The sequence below is a fragment of the Georgenia phoenicis genome (genome assembly GCF_047302425.1).
Classification (GTDB): Bacteria; Actinomycetota; Actinomycetes; order Actinomycetales; family Actinomycetaceae; genus Oceanitalea.
In genome coordinates this window covers 1,981,925-1,998,156 of the sequence record NZ_CP154855.1, presented here as the reverse complement: position 1 = coordinate 1,998,156, position 16,232 = coordinate 1,981,925, and the positions used below count along the sequence as shown (strand labels likewise).

General features: G+C 73.5%; 18 protein-coding genes. 2 read left to right on the top strand and 16 right to left on the bottom strand.

Features of this window, described 5'->3' with window-relative positions:
• Positions 1-32 precede the first annotated feature (32 nt).
• The 14 genes from AA0005_RS09420 to AA0005_RS09355 all read right to left on the bottom strand — a co-directional run bounded on the left by AA0005_RS09420 (position 33) and on the right by AA0005_RS09355 (position 12,608).
• The gene (locus AA0005_RS09420; RefSeq protein ID WP_413449914.1) at positions 33-569 is read right to left on the bottom strand and encodes an adenine phosphoribosyltransferase; all 537 of its coding nucleotides are present in this window, start codon (positions 567-569) and stop codon (positions 33-35) included.
• Positions 566-1,645, bottom strand: a complete 1,080-nt coding sequence (secF, locus tag AA0005_RS09415) for a protein translocase subunit SecF (RefSeq protein ID WP_413449913.1) — start codon at positions 1,643-1,645, stop codon at positions 566-568. The genes AA0005_RS09420 and secF overlap by 4 nt, the downstream gene beginning before the upstream one ends.
• Positions 1,642-3,579, bottom strand: a complete 1,938-nt coding sequence (gene secD / locus AA0005_RS09410; protein ID WP_413449912.1) for a protein translocase subunit SecD — start codon at positions 3,577-3,579, stop codon at positions 1,642-1,644. Before secD ends, secF begins: the two co-directional genes overlap by 4 nt.
• Before the next feature lie 36 nt (positions 3,580-3,615).
• Entirely contained in the window at positions 3,616-4,014 is a 399-nt protein-coding gene (gene yajC, locus AA0005_RS09405; protein ID WP_413449911.1) for a preprotein translocase subunit YajC, read from the bottom strand.
• 104 nt (positions 4,015-4,118) lie between these two features.
• A complete protein-coding gene (ruvB, locus tag AA0005_RS09400) occupies positions 4,119-5,141 on the bottom strand; it encodes a Holliday junction branch migration DNA helicase RuvB (RefSeq protein ID WP_413449910.1) in 1,023 nt (340 codons plus the stop codon).
• Positions 5,134-5,733 carry a Holliday junction branch migration protein RuvA gene (gene ruvA, locus AA0005_RS09395; protein WP_413449909.1) on the bottom strand — a complete coding sequence of 200 codons (600 nt, stop codon included), beginning with the start codon at positions 5,731-5,733 and terminating at the stop codon, positions 5,134-5,136. The genes ruvB and ruvA overlap by 8 nt, the downstream gene beginning before the upstream one ends.
• 55 nt (positions 5,734-5,788) lie before the next feature.
• Positions 5,789-6,367, bottom strand: a complete 579-nt coding sequence (gene ruvC, locus AA0005_RS09390; protein ID WP_413449908.1) for a crossover junction endodeoxyribonuclease RuvC — start codon at positions 6,365-6,367, stop codon at positions 5,789-5,791.
• A 54-nt stretch (positions 6,368-6,421) separates the two neighbouring features.
• Positions 6,422-7,180 (bottom strand): YebC/PmpR family DNA-binding transcriptional regulator, encoded by a 759-nt coding sequence (locus AA0005_RS09385; RefSeq protein WP_413449907.1) that lies wholly within the window; start codon positions 7,178-7,180, stop codon positions 6,422-6,424.
• A gap of 54 nt (positions 7,181-7,234) precedes the next feature.
• Positions 7,235-7,840 carry a pyridoxal 5'-phosphate synthase glutaminase subunit PdxT gene (gene pdxT, locus AA0005_RS09380; RefSeq protein WP_413449906.1) on the bottom strand — a complete coding sequence of 202 codons (606 nt, stop codon included), beginning with the start codon at positions 7,838-7,840 and terminating at the stop codon, positions 7,235-7,237.
• 30 nt (positions 7,841-7,870) lie between these two features.
• A complete protein-coding gene (locus tag AA0005_RS09375; RefSeq protein WP_413453082.1) occupies positions 7,871-8,404 on the bottom strand; it encodes an NUDIX hydrolase in 534 nt (177 codons plus the stop codon).
• Positions 8,401-9,300: a pyridoxal 5'-phosphate synthase lyase subunit PdxS gene (gene pdxS / locus AA0005_RS09370; RefSeq protein ID WP_413453081.1), complete on the bottom strand. Its 900-nt coding sequence runs from the start codon at positions 9,298-9,300 to the stop codon at positions 8,401-8,403. The genes AA0005_RS09375 and pdxS overlap by 4 nt, the downstream gene beginning before the upstream one ends.
• Before the next feature lie 35 nt (positions 9,301-9,335).
• The gene (locus AA0005_RS09365; RefSeq protein ID WP_413449905.1) at positions 9,336-10,211 is read right to left on the bottom strand and encodes a phosphotransferase family protein; all 876 of its coding nucleotides are present in this window, start codon (positions 10,209-10,211) and stop codon (positions 9,336-9,338) included.
• Positions 10,208-11,302 carry a hypothetical protein gene (locus tag AA0005_RS09360; protein ID WP_413449904.1) on the bottom strand — a complete coding sequence of 365 codons (1,095 nt, stop codon included), beginning with the start codon at positions 11,300-11,302 and terminating at the stop codon, positions 10,208-10,210. Before AA0005_RS09360 ends, AA0005_RS09365 begins: the two co-directional genes overlap by 4 nt.
• Positions 11,268-12,608, bottom strand: a complete 1,341-nt coding sequence (locus AA0005_RS09355; RefSeq protein WP_413449903.1) for an FAD-binding oxidoreductase — start codon at positions 12,606-12,608, stop codon at positions 11,268-11,270. Before AA0005_RS09355 ends, AA0005_RS09360 begins: the two co-directional genes overlap by 35 nt.
• 254 nt (positions 12,609-12,862) lie before the next feature.
• Between AA0005_RS09355 and AA0005_RS09350 the strand changes: the two genes are divergently transcribed.
• Positions 12,863-14,401, top strand: a complete 1,539-nt coding sequence (locus AA0005_RS09350; RefSeq protein WP_413449902.1) for a DUF222 domain-containing protein — start codon at positions 12,863-12,865, stop codon at positions 14,399-14,401.
• A gap of 218 nt (positions 14,402-14,619) precedes the next feature.
• Positions 14,620-14,889 (top strand): helix-turn-helix domain-containing protein, encoded by a 270-nt coding sequence (locus tag AA0005_RS09345; RefSeq protein ID WP_413453080.1) that lies wholly within the window; start codon positions 14,620-14,622, stop codon positions 14,887-14,889.
• 117 nt (positions 14,890-15,006) lie between these two features.
• On the opposite strand, the gene AA0005_RS09340 is transcribed toward AA0005_RS09345, so the two are convergent.
• Together AA0005_RS09340 and AA0005_RS09335 are read right to left on the bottom strand one after the other, a co-directional pair.
• Positions 15,007-15,618 (bottom strand): ClpP family protease, encoded by a 612-nt coding sequence (locus AA0005_RS09340; RefSeq protein ID WP_413449901.1) that lies wholly within the window; start codon positions 15,616-15,618, stop codon positions 15,007-15,009.
• On the bottom strand, positions 15,615-16,220 hold the full coding sequence (locus AA0005_RS09335; RefSeq protein WP_413449900.1) for a ClpP family protease: 606 nt from the start codon (positions 16,218-16,220) through the stop codon (positions 15,615-15,617). The genes AA0005_RS09340 and AA0005_RS09335 overlap by 4 nt, the downstream gene beginning before the upstream one ends.
• Positions 16,221-16,232 lie beyond the last annotated feature (12 nt).

Here is a 16,232-nt window from a genome sequence, read left to right as displayed (position 1 = left end):
GTCGGCGGGCACATCCGGGGACCGAGGCCCCGTCAGTAGCGCAGGATGCTGTCCAGCGGGTAGCCGGCCAGGCGCTCCCGGCCACGCAGCTCGTCGAGCTCGAGCAGCATCGCGAGGCCCGCGACGACGCCGCCGGCGCCCTCGATGAGCTCGATCGCCGCCCGCGCGGTCCCGCCGGTGGCGAGGACGTCGTCGATGATGAGGATGCGGTGGCCCTCGGTGACCGTCTCGGGACGCAGCTCCAGGCGCGCCGTCCCGTACTCGAGGGAGTAGTCGACCCCGGTGACCGGTCCGGGCAGGCGCCCGGCCTTGCGGATGGTCACCATCCCGACGCCGAGCGCGTGCGCCAGCGGCGCCGCGAGGATGAAGCCGCGCGACTCGAGCCCGGCGACGGCGTCGATGTGGCCGCGGTAGCGCTCGGCCAGGGCGTCGACGAGGGCCGCGAAGGCGGGCCCGTCCGCCAAGAGCGGGGTGATGTCCCGGAACAGGACACCCGGCTCGGGGAAGTCGGGGACCTCACGGACGTGGGAGTCGAGAAGCTCGGTGAGCTCCGCGGGAAAGTCGGTCATCGTCGCCCCTTCCGGCGCTTGGGCTGGGCCGCCTGGCCGCGGTGCGTGCCGGCGACGACGGCACCCTCCTCGGTCGTGGCGGGCACGGTGTCGGTGCCGCTGCGGCGGCGACGGCGCTCGAGGACGTCGGCCGTGTGCTGGCGGATGCGCTCGTCGCGCTGCTGGAGGACCACCTGCAGGGGCGTCGCCACGAAGACCGAGGACACGGTCGAGACGAACATGCCGACGAAGAGCGCGAGCGCGATGTCGCGCAGGGTGCCCGCACCGAGCAGCAGCGCGCCGACGAAGAGGATCGACCCGACGGGCAGCAGCGAGGTGAGGGAGGTGTTGATCGAGCGCACGAGGGTCTGGTTGACCGCGAGGTTCGACAGCTCGGCGTAGGTCCGCTCGTGCTGCTCGTCGAGCTCCTGGGTGTTCTCCCGAACCTTGTCGAAGACGACGACGGTGTCGTAGAGCGAGTAGCCGAGGATCGTCAGCAGACCGATGACCGTGGCCGGGGTGACCTCCCAGCCGATGAGCGCGTAGACGCCCACCGTGAGCACGAGGTCGTTGATGAGCGACACGAGGGCCGCACCGGCCATCTGCCAGCTGCGGAAGTAGACCGACAGCACGATCGTCACGAGGACGATGAAGACCAGGAGACCCACGAGCGCCTGACGGGTGACGTCCTGACCCCAGGAAGGTCCGATGAAGGTGGAGGCGACGTCGGCCTCCGGTACGTCGTAGGCCTCGGCGAGGCCCTGCCGGACGGCGTCGGTCTGCTCGGTGGTCAGCTCCTCGGTCTGCACGCGGACCGAGGTCGAGCCGACCGTCGACACCCGGGCGACCTGCCCCGAACCGACCTCCGTGACGACGTCGTGGGCGGGCTGCTCCTCGAGGTTCTGCGTGCCCGTCACGGTGAACTGCGAGCCACCGGTGAACTCGATGCCCGCGTTGATGCCCTTGAAGGCGACGAGGAGCACGGAGATCAGGACGAGCGCGGCCGCGGCCGTGAGCCAGGTGCGGCGGCGCTGGACGAAGGGGAAGGAGCGGTCGCCGGTGTGGAGCTCGTTGCCCAGCTGGGACAGGCGGGTCATCGGCCCTCCTCCTCTGTGGTCGTCGCCTGCTCGGCGGCGCGGCGTTCGGCCGCTCGACGCTCCGCGATGGTCATCCGGCCGGCGCCCACGGGCTGCTTCTCACGCGCGGGCTCCTTCCGGGACGCGGCCGGAGGGCGGGTCCGTGCCTCGCCGACGCGGCCGCGGCCGCGGTAGCGCGCAGGATCGACGCCGATGCTCTCCGGGTTGAGCCCGGACAGCTTGTGGCCCTCGCCGAAGAAGCGGGTGCGGATGAGCAGCTGCATGGTCGGGTGGGTGAAGAGGTAGACGACGACGAGGTCGATGAGCGTGGTGAGGCCGAGGGTGAAGGCGAAGCCCCGCACACCGCCGACGGCGAGGAAGTACAGGATGACCGCGGCCAGCAGCGTGACGAGGTCGGAGACGACGATCGTGCGCCTGGCCCGTGCCCAGCCGTGCTCGACGGCGCCCTCGAGGGTGCGCCCGTCGCGGATCTCGTCGCGGATGCGCTCGAAGTACAGGATGAAGGAGTCGGCGGTGATGCCGACGGCGACGATGAGTCCCGCGACGCCGGCGAGTGACAGGCGGTAGCCCTGCAGCCACGACAGCACGATGATGGCGCCATAGGTGGTGACGGCGGCGATGAGCAGGCTGCTCACGGCGACCACCGCGAGGCCGCGGTACTGCCACAGGAGGTAGAGCGCGACGAGCAGCAGGCCGCCGATGCCGGCGATGAGGCCGCTGCGCAGGTGCTCGGAGCCGAGCGTCGCGGAGATCTGCTCCTCGCTCTGCACCTCGAAGTTGAGCGGCAGCGAGCCGAAGTTCAGCTGGTTGGCGAGCGTGTTGGCCGTCTCCCGGGTGAAGCTGCCGGAGATCTGGGCGCGCCCGTCGAGGATCGGCTCGTTGATCCGGGGCGCGGAGATGACCAGGCCGTCGAGGACGACGGCGAACTGGTTCTGGGGCGGCGCCTGCCCGAAGAGCCGCTGGGAGACCTCGCCGAAGCGCTGCCCGCCCTCGCCGGTGAACTCGATGTTGACGAGCCACTGGCTGGAGGTCGGCTCCAGGCCGGAGCTCGCGGCGTCGATCTGCGTGCCCTCGACATCGACGGGCCCGAGCACGAACTTCGTCAGCCCGTCCGGTGAGCAGGTGACGAGGGGCTGGTCGGCGCTGTCCTCGAGGCCGCCGACGAGGTTCGCCGGGTCGGTGCAGTCGAGGACGAGCATGTCGTAGAGAACCTGCTCGGTGATCAGCGCCTCGGCGTCGCTGTTGCTCGTCGGCTCGGTGGCCGGGGTGGACGAGAGCTCGCCGTCGCCGTCAGCGTCGGCTTCCGCGAAGGCGGCCTCCTCGAGCGCCGCACGGTCGACCTCCCCCTCCGGCTCGGCCGCGGGTGCGTCGGTCGCGGTGTCAGCGGGAGCGTCGTCGGTAGCCGGGTCGCTGGGTGCGTCGGTGGGCGCCGCGGTCTCCCCGGGGGCCGCGGCCTCGGCGTCGGCCTCGGGGGCGGCGGGCTGCTCGGCCTGGCCGGGATCGATCGGCGCGGGGTCGACCATCATGAGCACCGGGCGGAAGCGCAGCTCCGCCGACTGCCGGACGAGGTCGAGGGTCGCCTCGTCGGGGCGGCCGGGCAGGCCGACGACGATGTTGCTCGCGCCCTGGCGGGTGATCTCGGCCTCGGCGACGCCGGAGGCGTCCACGCGCTGGCGGATGATCTCGATCGCCTGGTCGATGTCCTCGTCGGTGATCTCGCCGTCGCCGCCCTCGGCGTCGGCGTCGAGGCGCGGGGTGAGGATGAGCTGGACACCACCCTCGAGGTCGAGGGCGAGGCCGGGCGCGAAGGAGGCGCCCCCCTCGCCGTCGTCGTCACCCAGCTGCTGGGCGACCGCGACGGAACCGAACAGTGCGGCGACGAGGACGAGCAGGACGAGGATCCTGCGCAGGGGGCGTGGGGCGGTGGTCGCCAACGCGGTCTTCTCTCTGCTGTGGGAGGGCGGGCGCGCTCAGGCGCGCCGCTCGTCGCTCTCGTCGCCGGGGCGCTCGTCGGTCACGGCCGGCTCGTCCGCGCGGGTGAGCGAGGAGGCGTCGTCGGGGACCTCGACGGTGGTGACGTCGTCGTCCTCGGTGGTCTCCTCGTCGTCCTCGACGGCGAAGGGCGGCTCGGTGACGGAGTGGATCGCCTCGCGCTTCCACAGGGTCTCGACGCCGGGGGTGGACTCGAGGGTGATGACGTCGCCGTCGACGTCGACGATCGTGCCGTAGAAGCCGGAGGCGGTCATGACCTGCTGGCCGACCTCGAGGCTGTTGCGCAGCTCGGCGGCCGCCTGCCGCTGCTTCTTCGCCCCTCGGGACATCATCCACATCATGAGTCCGAAGACGGCGATCAGGATGAGAAGTTCCACGGCACTACTCCCTCGGTGGCGGTGGGCTCACGCGTGCGCGGCGCCCACCGGCGGCAAAATACTGATTGAGTCTAGGTGACGGCGCTGACAGGACGAAACCGCCCTCAGCCCCACAGCGCGCCGTCGTCCGGGCGGGTGAGGCCCAGGTGCTCGTAGGCGGCCGCCGTGGCGACACGTCCGCGCGGCGTGCGCGAGACGAAGCCCTCGCGGACGAGGAAGGGCTCGGCGACGGTCTCGACCGTCTCGGGCTCCTCCCCCACGGCGACGGCGAGGGTGGACAGGCCGACCGGCCCCCCGCCGAAGCGCTCGCACAGGGCCCGCAGCACCGCACGGTCGAGGCGGTCGAGGCCGCGGGCGTCCACCTCGAAGAGCTCGAGGGCGGCGTGCGCGGCCGCGAGGTCGAGGGTGCCGGTCCCCCGCACCTGGGCCCAGTCCTGCACGCGCCGCAGCAGGCGGTTGGCGATGCGGGGCGTGCCGCGGGAGCGGCCGGCGAGCTCTGCGGCAGCCGCGGGGTCGAGCTCGGCACCGAGGAGGCGGGCGCTGCGGCCGAGCACCTGCTCGAGCTCGGCCGGTGAGTAGAACTCGAGGTGGCCGGTGAAGCCGAAGCGGTCGCGCAGCGGCGCGGGCAGCAGGCCGGCGCGCGTGGTGGCCCCGACGACGGTGAAGCGGGGCAGCGTCAGCGGGATCGCGGTGGCCCCGGGCCCCTTGCCGACGACGACGTCGACCCGGAAGTCCTCCATCGCGAGGTAGAGCATCTCCTCCACCGGCCGAGCCAGGCGGTGGATCTCGTCGATGAACAGGACGTCGTGCTCCTGGAGGGAGGACAGGATCGCCGCGAGGTCCCCGGGGTGCTGGACGGCCGGCCCCGAGGTGAGGCGCAGCGCCCCCTCGGTCTCCGCGGCGATGATCATCGCGAGGGTCGTCTTGCCCAGGCCGGGAGGGCCGGAGAGCAGGACGTGGTCCGGTGCCGCGCCGCGCGCCCGGGCGGCGTCCAGGACGAGGGCCAGCTGGTCGCGCACGACCGCCTGGCCCACGAAGTCCGTCAGCCTCCGGGGGCGCAGGGCCGCCTCGGCGGCGCGCTCGAGCTCGTCGGCCTCGGCGTCGAGGAAGGCGGCGTCGTCAGCCACGGGCGTGTCCTCCCAGGTGCTGCAGGGCGCCGCGGAGGACGGCGGCGACGTCACGGTCGGCGGCCGGCTCGGCGAGCACCGTCGCGACGGCGTCCTCGGCGGCCTTGGCGGACCAGCCGAGCTGGACGAGGGCGTCGACGACCTCGGGCTGGGTGTCGGTGGTGGCCGGGGCGGCGCGCACCTCGCCCCGGGCGGGGCCGAGCTTGTCCCCGATCTCGAGGAGGATGCGCTGGGCGCCCTTCTTCCCGATGCCGGGGACGCGGGTGAGGGCGGCGACGTCCTCGGCGGCGACGGCGGCGCGCAGCTCGTCGGGCTGGTGGACGGCGAGCACGGCCAGGGCCAGGCGCGGGCCCACCCCGCTGACGGTCTGCAGGATCTCGAAGACCGCGCGCTCGTCGTCGTCGGCGAAGCCGAAGAGGGTGAGGGAGTCCTCGCGCACGACGAGGGCGGTGGCCAGGCGGGCGTCCGAGCCGGTGCGCAGGCCGGCCAGGGTGGCGGGGGTGGCCTGCAGGCGCAGCCCGATCCCGCCGACCTCGACGACGGCGGAGTCGAGTCGCACGGACTCGACGGTCCCCCGGACGCTGGCGATCACGGCTGCTCCAATCCCGGCCCGGAGCACAGCCGGGCGAACGTGTGTGCGAAGAAGGTTACCGGGTGCGGCTGACAGGCCGCGCCCGACGCGCCGCGAGCTCGGCCCGCGCCCAGGCCTCCTGCGCCGGCGTGGCCTGCCGGGCGGCGGGACCGGCACCGGGCGTGCCGCCGCGCCACAGGTGGCACACCGCCAGGGCCAGGGCGTCGGCGGCGTCGGCGGGCTCGGGCCGCTCGGCGAGCCGGAGGATGCGGCGCACCATCTCCTGCACCTGGGGCTTGTCGGCCCGCCCGGAGCCGGTGACGGCGGCCTTGACCTCACTGGGCGTGTGCATGCCGAGCGGCAGGCCGGCGCGCGCGGCGGCGACCATGGCCAGCCCGGCCACCTGCGCCGTGCCCATGACCGAGGCGACGTTGTGCTGGGCGAAGACGCGCTCGACGGCGACGGCGTCGACGTCGTGGCGCACGATCCACTCCTCGATGCCCGCCGAGATGGTGAGCAGCCGCTGCTGGATCGGCATGTCCGGCGGGGTGCGCAGCACGCCCACCTCGACGAGCGACAGGGCGCGCCGCGAGTCGGAGTCGACGATCCCCAGGCCGCAACGGGTGAGGCCGGGGTCGACTCCGAGGACGCGCATGGCCCCAGTGTCGCAGCCGGGTGGGACGTGCCGCGGGAGCGACACCGCCCGGCGTCAGTCCTCGTCGAGCGCGGCGAGGACCTCGTCGGAGGCGTCGAAGTTCGCGAAGACGTTCTGGACGTCGTCGCAGTCCTCGAGCGCGTCGATGAGGCGCAGCACCTTGCGGGCGCCCTCGACGTCGACCTCGACCTCCATCGACGGGACGAACTGCGCCTCGGCCGAGTCGTACTCCAGCCCGGCCTCCTGCAGCGCGGTACGCACGGCGACGACGTCGCTGGCCTCGCTGAGGACCTGGAAGGCCTCGCCGTGGTCGTTGACCTCCTCGGCGCCCGCGTCGAGTACGGCGCCCAGGACGTCGTCCTCGGTGAGCCCGTCGGTCTTGGGCACGATGACGACGCCGCGGCGGTTGAACAGGTAGGACACCGAACCGGGGTCGGCGAGCGTCCCGCCATTGCGGGTGAAGGCGACGCGCACGTCGGAGGCGGCGCGGTTGCGGTTGTCGGTGAGGCACTCCACGAGGACGGCGACGCCGCCCGAGGCGTAGCCCTCGTACATGATCGTCTCGTAGTCGGCGCCGCCGGCCTCGGCACCGGAGCCGCGCTTGACGGCGCGGTCGATGTTGTCCGCCGGGACCGAGTTCCGCTTCGCCTTCTGGATGGCGTCGAAGAGGGTCGGGTTGCCGGCCGGGTCGCCTCCGCCCGTGCGGGCGGCCACCTCGATGTTCTTGACGAGGCGTGCGAAGAGCTTGCCGCGCTTCGCGTCGATCGCGGCCTTCTTGTGCTTGGTGGTGGCCCACTTGGAGTGACCGGACACTGTGTGCTCCTTGCTGACGACGGGGTCCCTCACGGGACGCTGGGACAGGTTGCGCTAGGCGTGTGCACGCACCTGGTCGACGAACGCGCGGTGCACCCGTGCGTCGTCGCTGATCTCCGGGTGGAAGGCGGTGGCGAGCAGCGCGCCCTGTCGAGCTGCCACGATCCTACCGGCGGCGGGTCCCGACCTCACGCGTGCGAGGACCTCGACGCCGTCGCCGGCCTCCTCCACCCACGGTGCGCGGATGTAGACGGCGCGGAGTGGGTCGCCGTCGATGCCGAGCCCGGGGGCCAGGAGGTCCTCCTCGAAGGAGTCGACCTGCCGCCCGAAGGCGTTGCGCCGAACGGTGACGTCCATGCCGCCCACGAGCGGGCCGTGCGCGTCGGCCACCCGGTCGGCGAGCAGCACCATCCCGGCGCACGAGCCGTAGACGGGCAGACCCTCGCCGACGAGCTGCCGCAGCCGGGCGAGCAGGCCGAAGGCGACGAGCAGCTTGCCGATCGTCGTCGACTCCCCGCCCGGCAGGACGAGACCGTCGACGGCGGCGAGCTCACCGGTGCGCCGCACGGGGACGGCACGTGCACCGGCGGCCTCGAGAGCCGCGAGGTGCTCGCGCACGTCACCCTGGAGAGCCAGGACGCCGATGCGAGGGGAGGTCACGAACCACCAGTCTACGACGGCGCGGGCGTGCTACTCGACGACGTGCTCGCTGGTCCCGTCCCAGCCGCCCGCGAGACGGCGCGCGAGCCCGGGCAGGAGGCGCGGGTACACGACCGCGCCGGCGGCGACGGCCGCGTCGAGCTCGTCGAGGTGCCACCAGCGCAGCTCGTCGAGGACGTCCTGCTCGAGCTCGGTCCAGCCCGTGTCGTCCAGGTGCGTGTCCGTGCCGCGGGCGAGGAAGAACTCCTCGTCCTGGCGGCACGTCACGGCGGCGAAGTCGAAGACGGCGCTGCGGGTGAGGACCGGCCCCTCGAGCTGCTCGGTCGCCACCTGCAGACCGGTCTCCTCGCGCAGCTCCCGCAGCGCGCCCGCACGGGGGTCCTCCCCCGGCTCGAGGCCACCGCCCACCGTGAACCACCACGAGCGGCTGGTCTCCCCCGCGTCGTGGCCGCGCACGAGGAGGAGGCGGTCGGCGTCGTCGAGGAGGATGACGCGTGCGGCGCGCCGGAAGGGTACGCCGTCCGGGCCCGGGACCCAGTCGGGACCCAGGCCGTACGTCGTCACCAACCGCGCTCGGCGAGCCGGTGCGGGACGGGCACCTCGTCGACGTTGAGGCCGACCATCGCCTCACCCAGCCCGCGGGAGACCTGGGCGACGACGTCGGGGTCGTCGTGGAAGGTCGTCGCCTTGACGATGGCGGCCGCGCGCTGCGCCGGATTGCCGGACTTGAAGATGCCCGAGCCGACGAAGACGCCCTGGGCGCCGAGCTGCATCATCATCGCGGCGTCGGCGGGGGTGGCGATGCCGCCGGCCGTGAACAGGACGACGGGCAGCTGCCCCGTGCGCGCCACCTCGGCGACGAGGTCGTAGGGGGCCTGCAGCTCCTTGGCGGCGACGAAGAGCTCGTCCTCGGGCAGCGAGGTGAGGCGGCGGATGTCCTGGCGGATGCGGCGCATGTGGGTGGTGGCGTTGGAGACGTCACCGGTGCCGGCCTCGCCCTTGGAGCGGATCATCGCCGCGCCCTCGGAGATGCGGCGGAGCGCCTCGCCGAGGTTCGTCGCCCCGCACACGAAGGGCACGGTGAACTGCCACTTGTCGATGTGGTGCTCGTAGTCGGCGGGGCTGAGCACCTCCGACTCGTCGACGTAGTCGACGCCAAGGCTCTGGAGGACCTGCGCCTCGACGAAGTGGCCGATGCGGGCCTTGGCCATGACGGGGATCGAGACGGCAGAGATGATGCCGTCGATCATGTCCGGGTCGCTCATGCGCGACACCCCGCCCTGGGAGCGGATGTCGGCGGGGACGCGCTCGAGGGCCATGACGGCGACGGCACCGGCGTCCTCCGCGATCCGGGCCTGCTCGGGGGTGACGACGTCCATGATGACGCCGCCCTTGAGCATCTCGGCCATCCCACGCTTGACGCGTGCGGTGCCGACCGTTGGGTTTTCCTGGGACACGATGACCTCGAGAGGATCGGGGGAAGGACCCGGTCAGTCTAGATGACGGGATGGCGCGTCTCACCGATGAGCGTCGCGGCCGTCGGGAAGAGCCACGTGAGCGAGCGCAGCGTCTTGGTCACGTAGCCGGTGCGGCTGGTCTGCAGCCCGTAGGCGAGGTCCTCGAGGGCTCCGCACCGTGCGTAGAGCTCGGCGCGGCGGACCACGTCGTCCCCCACCTCGCCGTAGACGGTGAGGGCGGCGTCAAGCCCCTGAGGGCCGAGGTCGCGGTATATCAGTCCGAGGTCACGGGCGGGGTCGGTGAGCGCGGCGTCGCTCCAGTCGATGACGCCGGTGACCCGCCCGGACGCGTCGACGAGGACGTGCTCGACGCCGAGGTCGTTGTGGGCGAGGACCTGGGCGGCGCCGTCGGGCGGGGGCTCCTGGGCGAGGAAGTCCTCGACGGCGGGACGGTGCGCGGCGGGAACCGCCTCCCGGAGGCCTGGCCACGTGTCCCGCGCCTCGGCGACCCACTCGGTGAGCGGTGTCGCGTCCACGCCGACGACGCCGCCCAGCTCCTCGACCGGCAGCGCGTGCACGACGGCGAGGAGCTCGCCGAGCGCGGCCCCGACGGCGGTGGCGAGCCGGGGCGCGTCGGGGAGCTCGATGAGGGGCCGTCCCGGGAGCTTCCGGTACGCGAGGCACCCGGGGGCGACGATCAGCGGGACCGGGACCGGGAGCGGTGCGACGGCGCCGACGGCGCGGAGGAGGCGCGCCTCCCGGGGTGCCTCGCCGTCGGCCGCGGTGAGGCGCACGACGAGCTCGCCGTCGACCTCGTAGGCGGCATGGTCGAGGCCGGCGCCCAGCAGCCGTACCGTCCCGGCCTCTCGGCCGTGGTCGGCGAGGAGGCGGCGGACGGTGCGCTCGTCGGTCATCGTGGTCTGCCAGTGCTCGCCGTGGTGGAGTGCCAGGTCCGCTTCGGCGTCCGGTCGAGCGGGCGAGCCGCGTCGGCGAGCCAGTCCGCCAGGCGCGGAGTCGGCACACCGAGCCGGGCGGGGTCGACGTGCGCGAGGAGACGTCGCCATGACTCGGCCCGGTGGAGGCTGGCGAGCCGGTCCGCGGCGTCGACGAGCCGGTCGGCGTTGCGGCCCGGGGTCACCTGTGGCCACTGCTCGACGTAGGCGCGGACGAGCCGCTCCCGAAGTCTGCTCTCCCTGGCAGGCGGGCCGGGCCAGCTCCCGGTCGCCATCCGGAGCGGGACCTGCAGGACGGCGAAGGGGTGGGACCAGAACGCGTCCCCGAGGTCGAGGAACCGGTAGCCGGAGCGGTCCGCCGCCCGGACGGCGTTGGCCGGGCTCGTGTCGTTGGGCTGGAGCGTCGGTGGCACCCCGGACGACGCGAGCTCGGCGAGGAGCGGCGCCGTCTGTGCCAGGCCGCGCAGGAGCCGGTGCGCCTCCTCCCCAGTGAGGTGCTGGGGGTGGCCCGCAGGGAGCCGGGCGAGCGACTCGACGAGCGAGGTGGCGTACTCGTCCGCATGGCCCGGGAGGAGGGATGGCAGCCCTAATGCTGCCAGCTCCTTCCCGTGGCCCACGAGCTCGGTCTGGAGGCGCGCGACCTGGACGACGAGCTCCTCCCACCTCGCGGCATCGACGTCGGCGGCCACGGACGGTCCGCCGTCGGGCAGGAGGAACCACCCCCGGGTCTCGTCCACGGCGGCGGGGGCGACGATGTGGCGGTGCACCAGTCGGCCGAGGCACTCGAGCAGCGGTCCCTCGAAGGCCTGCCCGGGGTTCGTCGCCTTGAACCAGTACACGCCGCGGTCGGTGCGGACCGTGAGGACGGCGGACCAGAACCGGACCCGGTGGGTCGTCAGCTCCCCCAGGACGGCGGTCCCCCGGGCGGCGAGGACGTCCCGCACCCAGCCGAGCGCCGCGTCTCGGAACGCGGCTGACTGCCAGGTGCCGGCGGGGTCACCGGAGCCGTCGACGACCTCAGGGCGCTGCATCGTGAGGGATGTCGAGGACACTGGCACTGCTCCGCAGGACCCGGCGCGGGTCCCGTTCGGTCTTGATCCGGCGTAGCCGGTCGAGCGACGCCGCGGGCAGCGCCTGGCCCAGGTGCTCCCCCGGTCCGAGAAAGGTCACCGGCTTGCGGCCGTTGGACGGCAGGGCACGGGCCAGCTCCTGCTGCGCCGTCGCGATGGCGCCGGCGCTGTCCGGGGAGGCCGGCACGCCCAGGAGGTAGAGGAGGTGCGGCTCCTCGAGCGGCCCGTGAGGTGAGTCGCTGGGCTCGGCGAGGGCGCCGCCGAGGTGACGGACCTGGACGAGGTTGAGCGGTCCGGGGTCGGCGACGAGAGCCGAGACGACGTCGTCGTCGATCCGGGTGAGGACCTCGCCGCGCGACACGCCGGGGGCCGGTTCTGTCGGCTCGTCGGTGATCGTGCCGAGCTCGGCGACTGACATCGGCCGGCGGCTGTCCGCCAGCGGTTGCGGGAGGTGGTCGAGGAGCGCCATCGCCTCGCGTGCGTCCTCCTCGGTCCCCAGGAAGGTCACGTCGAGGGCCACCATGGGGTCCGACCAGGGGAAGCGCATGAGCTCGAGCCACACCGTGAGCTCGCGGGGCGCGTCGGCGGTGAGCGCCCGGTACGCCTCGGCGACCCGGCGGGCGTGGCGGCCCTCCCACAGCACCCGGCCGCCGACGACGGAGGGTGCCGCGTGCAGCGTGAGCTCCAGGCCGGTGACGACCGCGTAGTCACCGCCGCCCCCGCGCAGCGCCCAGAACAGATCCGGGTCGCTCTCCGGGCTGACCGTGCGGGCCGCGCCGTCGGCGTCGACGACGTCGAGGGCGGTGACGCTGTCCGAGACCCAGCCGAAGGCGCGTCCGAACCAGCTGAGGCCGCCCCCGAGGGCGACGCCGGCGACACTCACCTCCGGCGAGCTGCCCGGGAGCGCGGTGAGACCGTGCTCCGCGACGGCGCGCTGAAGGTCGCCCGAGCGCACGCCGGCGCCGATCCTCGCGGTCCGGGCGACCGGGTCGACGTCGATCCGGTCCAGCTGGCCGGTGCGCAGGAGGACGGTGCCCGCCGCCGAGCCTGTGGCACCGTGCCCGATCGGCTGCGGGGAGACCCCGACGCCGACACGGGCGGCGTAGCGGACGAGCTCCGCGACGTCGGCCGCGTCGGCGGCGGAGACGACGGCCGCGACGCCCTGCTCGACGCTGAGGTTCCACGGGCGGCGGACGTCGTCGAAGTCGGGGTCCCCGGGGAGCCGGACCGGGCCGCGAAGCACGCCGCGGAGGCCCTCCAGCGCGGCAGCGTGTCCTGCGAGTGTCATGGGGCCCCCTTCGTCGCGGCGAGGCGTTCATCGTGCCGCGCCCCCGGCTCGGGCGGAAGGCATTCGAGAGATCCGGCGTCTGCCGTGCCGACGGCTCCTCCTCCCCCGCTCCCCGCCCGCTTTCCCGCCGAGCGCAGAGTTCTTCCGGGAGGTGTGGATACCGCCGTCGTCCACATCGCCCGTCCCGCCCAGCCTGCGTGTCAGACCCCGGCACTACGCTTAGTACAAGCGTTCGACCACGGGAGGTGGAGGCAATGACCACGTCGGAGTCACCCGCGCCCGCTCTCCTCGCCGACACGGTGCGACGCAGCGTTTCCGCCCTGCGGGACTCGGCGCCCGGCGGCGCGGCCGGCTCGTGGGCGAACGAGACCCGGGAGAGTGTCATCGCGAGCCTGGACGCCGCCATCCAGGAGCTGACCGTCTACCGCGGCCAGGTGCTGCTGGCTCACCGGGAACAGGGCCGGTGGGCTTCGGTCCGCGACCGGGACTTCGCCGACTGGAGGTCCCGGAAGACCGGGACGGGTCGCGGCTCCGCGGTGGGCGACGTGCAGCTGGCACAGGGGCTCGCGGAGATGCCGGCGGTGGCCGAGGCTGTCGAGCGCGGTGAGCTCAACCTCGAGCACGCGAGAACTCTCACCCGGCTGCGGGACAAGGCCTCCACCGAGGTCCAGGCGGCCCTCGACGCCGGCGGCCTGGACGACCTCGTCACGCGTGCCACCCGTGGCCAGCTGAGCGCTCCCGAGCTCGCCAAGCAGGCGCGTGCCTGGTCCGCCACCATCGACTCCGCCGCGGCGCAGGCCGAGTTCGACGCGGCCCGGCGCCGCCGGTCGCTGACCATGCGGAAGCACGCCGGCGGCGTTGCCGGTGAGTTCTTCCTCGACGCCGTCGCGGGCGAGGAGCTGCGCACCGCGCTGGAGGCGATCGTCGGACGCCCGGCCGCGGACGACGATCGCACCCGCGAGCAGCGCATGGCCGACGCCCTCACCACCATGGCCGGCCGCACCCTGCAGGTCGGCTCCGCCCTCGTCGGTGCCCAGGTCCGCCCCCACCTGTCGCTGATCGTCACCGAGGAGACCTGGGTGGGCGTCCTGGCCCGCCGCCGACGCTTCGAGGCCTGTCCCGACCAGCCGCGCCCGGCCTGGCCGCAGGTGCCGCCCGCCCAGCTCGAGGACGGCACCGTCGTTCCGCTCGGCGAGCTCGAGCGGCTCATGTGCGACAGCGAGTTCACGCGCATGGTCATGAACGCGAAGGGCGTCCCCCTCGACGTCGGGCGCACCCAGCGCACCTACACCAAGGAGCTGCGCCGGGCGATCATGACCCGCGACCGCCGGTGCCAGTGGCCCGGCTGCCGGCTGCGCGCCTCCTGGTCCGAGGTCCACCACATCACCTGGTTCTCCCGCGGCGGGAGCACCTCGCTGACCGAGGGCATCTGCCTGTGCAGCTACCACCACCACCTCGTCCACCAGATCGACGTGCGCATCACGCCGCGGCCGGACGGCTTCGACTTCCACCGCCCCAACGGCACCCACATCGGCACGACGTTCCGAGATACCGAGGGCACTCGCCTGCCCGACCCCAGCACCGTCCCCCACCAGCTCGCCGACCGGTCCGTCGGCAGGGCGGAGCTCTCCCGGCCGTCCGGCAGCGAGAGGTCCGCGAAGAGCGAGGTGACGGTCCCGCCGACCCCGGCGAGGACCACGGGACAGCGTGCGGGATCCTCGGGGGCGCCTGCGCCCACTCGCTCGCCCGGGACGGCACCGGCGACACTGTGGGGCTCCGAGCCACCGTTCTAGGTACGGCGTACTCGCGCGCTCGCAGGGAGCGCTCGCCGCAATGCTGGGAACGCGATCGGTGCCGTTCGCCGTGGGCGGACGCCCTCACGGCACCGGCACGGCGCCCCTAGTCTCTGTGCATGGCACCGGTGGCGCGAAGGGACCTGGCCCTCTGGCGCGACGTCGCGGGGGCGGTCCTTCGAGAGGCCCGACGCTGCCGTGGCGAGCGCTTGGCCGACGTGGCCGCGCGTGCGGGTGTCTCCCCGCAGTACCTCTCCGAGGTGGAGCGTGGCCGCAAGGAACCATCGTCGGAGGTCCTCGCCGCCGTCGCGGGCGCACTGGACCTCACCCTCGCCGACGTCACACGCCGGGTGACCCTCGTCCTCGACGCCCAGCGGCCACGTCACCTCAGCGTCGTCGACGGCGCAGCACACAGCGGGAGCCGGCAGGAAGCCCTCCGCCGCCAGGCGACCGCCCGCCGTCCGGACGCCGTCCTGCTCGCCGCCTGATCCGGCCCGCCGCCTGATCCGGGCCGAGGCCACTCCCCCGACTCGCCGAGGACTCCGCCGCCCACGCGGCAGCCGACCTGCGCGTCCGGCGGTCGCCGCACGCCCTCGAAGAGACCGCTATCGGCGTACTGCCGCGGGTCGTGGCCGCACGGTGAGCACATGGTCGGCCAGGCCGTAGTCGACGGCGGCCTGCGCGGTCAGGACGCGGTCACGGTCCGTGTCTCGGCGCAGCGTCACGACGTCCTTGCCCGTGTGCCGTGCGAGGACCTCCTCGAGCTCGGCGCGCACCCGGGCGAGCTCGTCTGCGTGGAGGATCAGGTCCGGGATCGTGCCCTCCCCGCGGGCGGATGGCTGGTGGAGCACGACCCTGGCGTGGGCGAGCACCGCCCGCTGCCCAGGCGCCCCGCCGGCGAGCAGGACCGCTGCCGGTCCCACCGCCTGCCCCACGCAGACGGTTCCTACCTCTGGGGCGATGTACTGGAGCGTGTCGTACACGGCGAGCATCGCCGACGGCGACCCGCCGGGTGAGTTGATGTAGAGGCTGATCGGCAGGTCGGGCCCGACCGACTCGAGATGGAAAAGCTGGGCGATGAGGGCGTTGGCGACGCCGTCGTCGATCTCCGTCCCGAGGTAGACGATCCGCTCGGCGAGCAGCCTGCTGTAGACGTCCAGCGACCGTTCGACGCCGCCGCTTCGTTCGGTCACGTACGGGATCGTGTAGCTGCTCATCGCGCACTCACCCCGGCGGGGACGGGTGCTGCGGGGACGATCGCGTCGAGCCGGTCGGCGACGTGGTCGATGAAGCCGTAGTCGACCGCCTGCTCGGCGGTGTACCAGCGGTCGCGCTGGGAGTCCGCGACTATGCGCTCGAGCGGCTGTCCGGTGTGCTCGGCAACGAGGCCGAGGACAGTGTCCCGGGTGTGCCGCAGGTCCTCCGCCTGGATCTCGACGTCGACGGCCGTGCCCCCGATGCCTGCCGATCCCTGGTGCATGAGGATCTTGGCGTGGGGCAGCGCGGACCGCTTGCCCCTCGTGCCTGCCGAGAGCAGGAACTGCCCGGCGCTGGCCGCCATCCCGAACGCCACGGTGCGCACGTCGTTGGGGATCGTGCGCATGACGTCCATGATCGCGAGCATCGCGGGCACCGAGCCGCCCGGCGAGCTGATCCACAGGGTGATGTCCTTGCGCGGGTCCTCCGCGGACAGGAGGAGGAGCTGGCCGCACAGCCGGTTGCCGAGGTTCTGGTCGAGCTGGTCGCCGAGGACGACGACACGTTGGGTCAGGAGGCCGGAGACGAGCTGGTCGTCGATGGTCGGGGCGTGGTTGCTCATGGCCCGAGTTTG

What these genes read in the sequence shown, in the direction of transcription:
- AA0005_RS09420 (WP_413449914.1), bottom strand. Translation starts at nt 569, where the DNA reads ATGACCGACTTTCCCGCGGAGCTCACCGAGCTTCTCGACTCCCACGTC.
- secF (WP_413449913.1), bottom strand. Translation starts at nt 1,645, where the DNA reads ATGACCCGCCTGTCCCAGCTGGGCAACGAGCTCCACACCGGCGACCGC.
- ruvC (WP_413449908.1), bottom strand. Translation starts at nt 6,367, where the DNA reads ATGCGCGTCCTCGGAGTCGACCCCGGCCTCACCCGTTGCGGCCTGGGG.
- AA0005_RS09365 (WP_413449905.1), bottom strand. Translation starts at nt 10,211, where the DNA reads ATGACCGACGAGCGCACCGTCCGCCGCCTCCTCGCCGACCACGGCCGA.
- AA0005_RS09355 (WP_413449903.1), bottom strand. Translation starts at nt 12,608, where the DNA reads ATGACACTCGCAGGACACGCTGCCGCGCTGGAGGGCCTCCGCGGCGTG.
- AA0005_RS09350 (WP_413449902.1), top strand. Translation starts at nt 12,863, where the DNA reads ATGACCACGTCGGAGTCACCCGCGCCCGCTCTCCTCGCCGACACGGTG.
- AA0005_RS09340 (WP_413449901.1), bottom strand. Translation starts at nt 15,618, where the DNA reads ATGAGCAGCTACACGATCCCGTACGTGACCGAACGAAGCGGCGGCGTC.
- AA0005_RS09335 (WP_413449900.1), bottom strand. Translation starts at nt 16,220, where the DNA reads ATGAGCAACCACGCCCCGACCATCGACGACCAGCTCGTCTCCGGCCTC.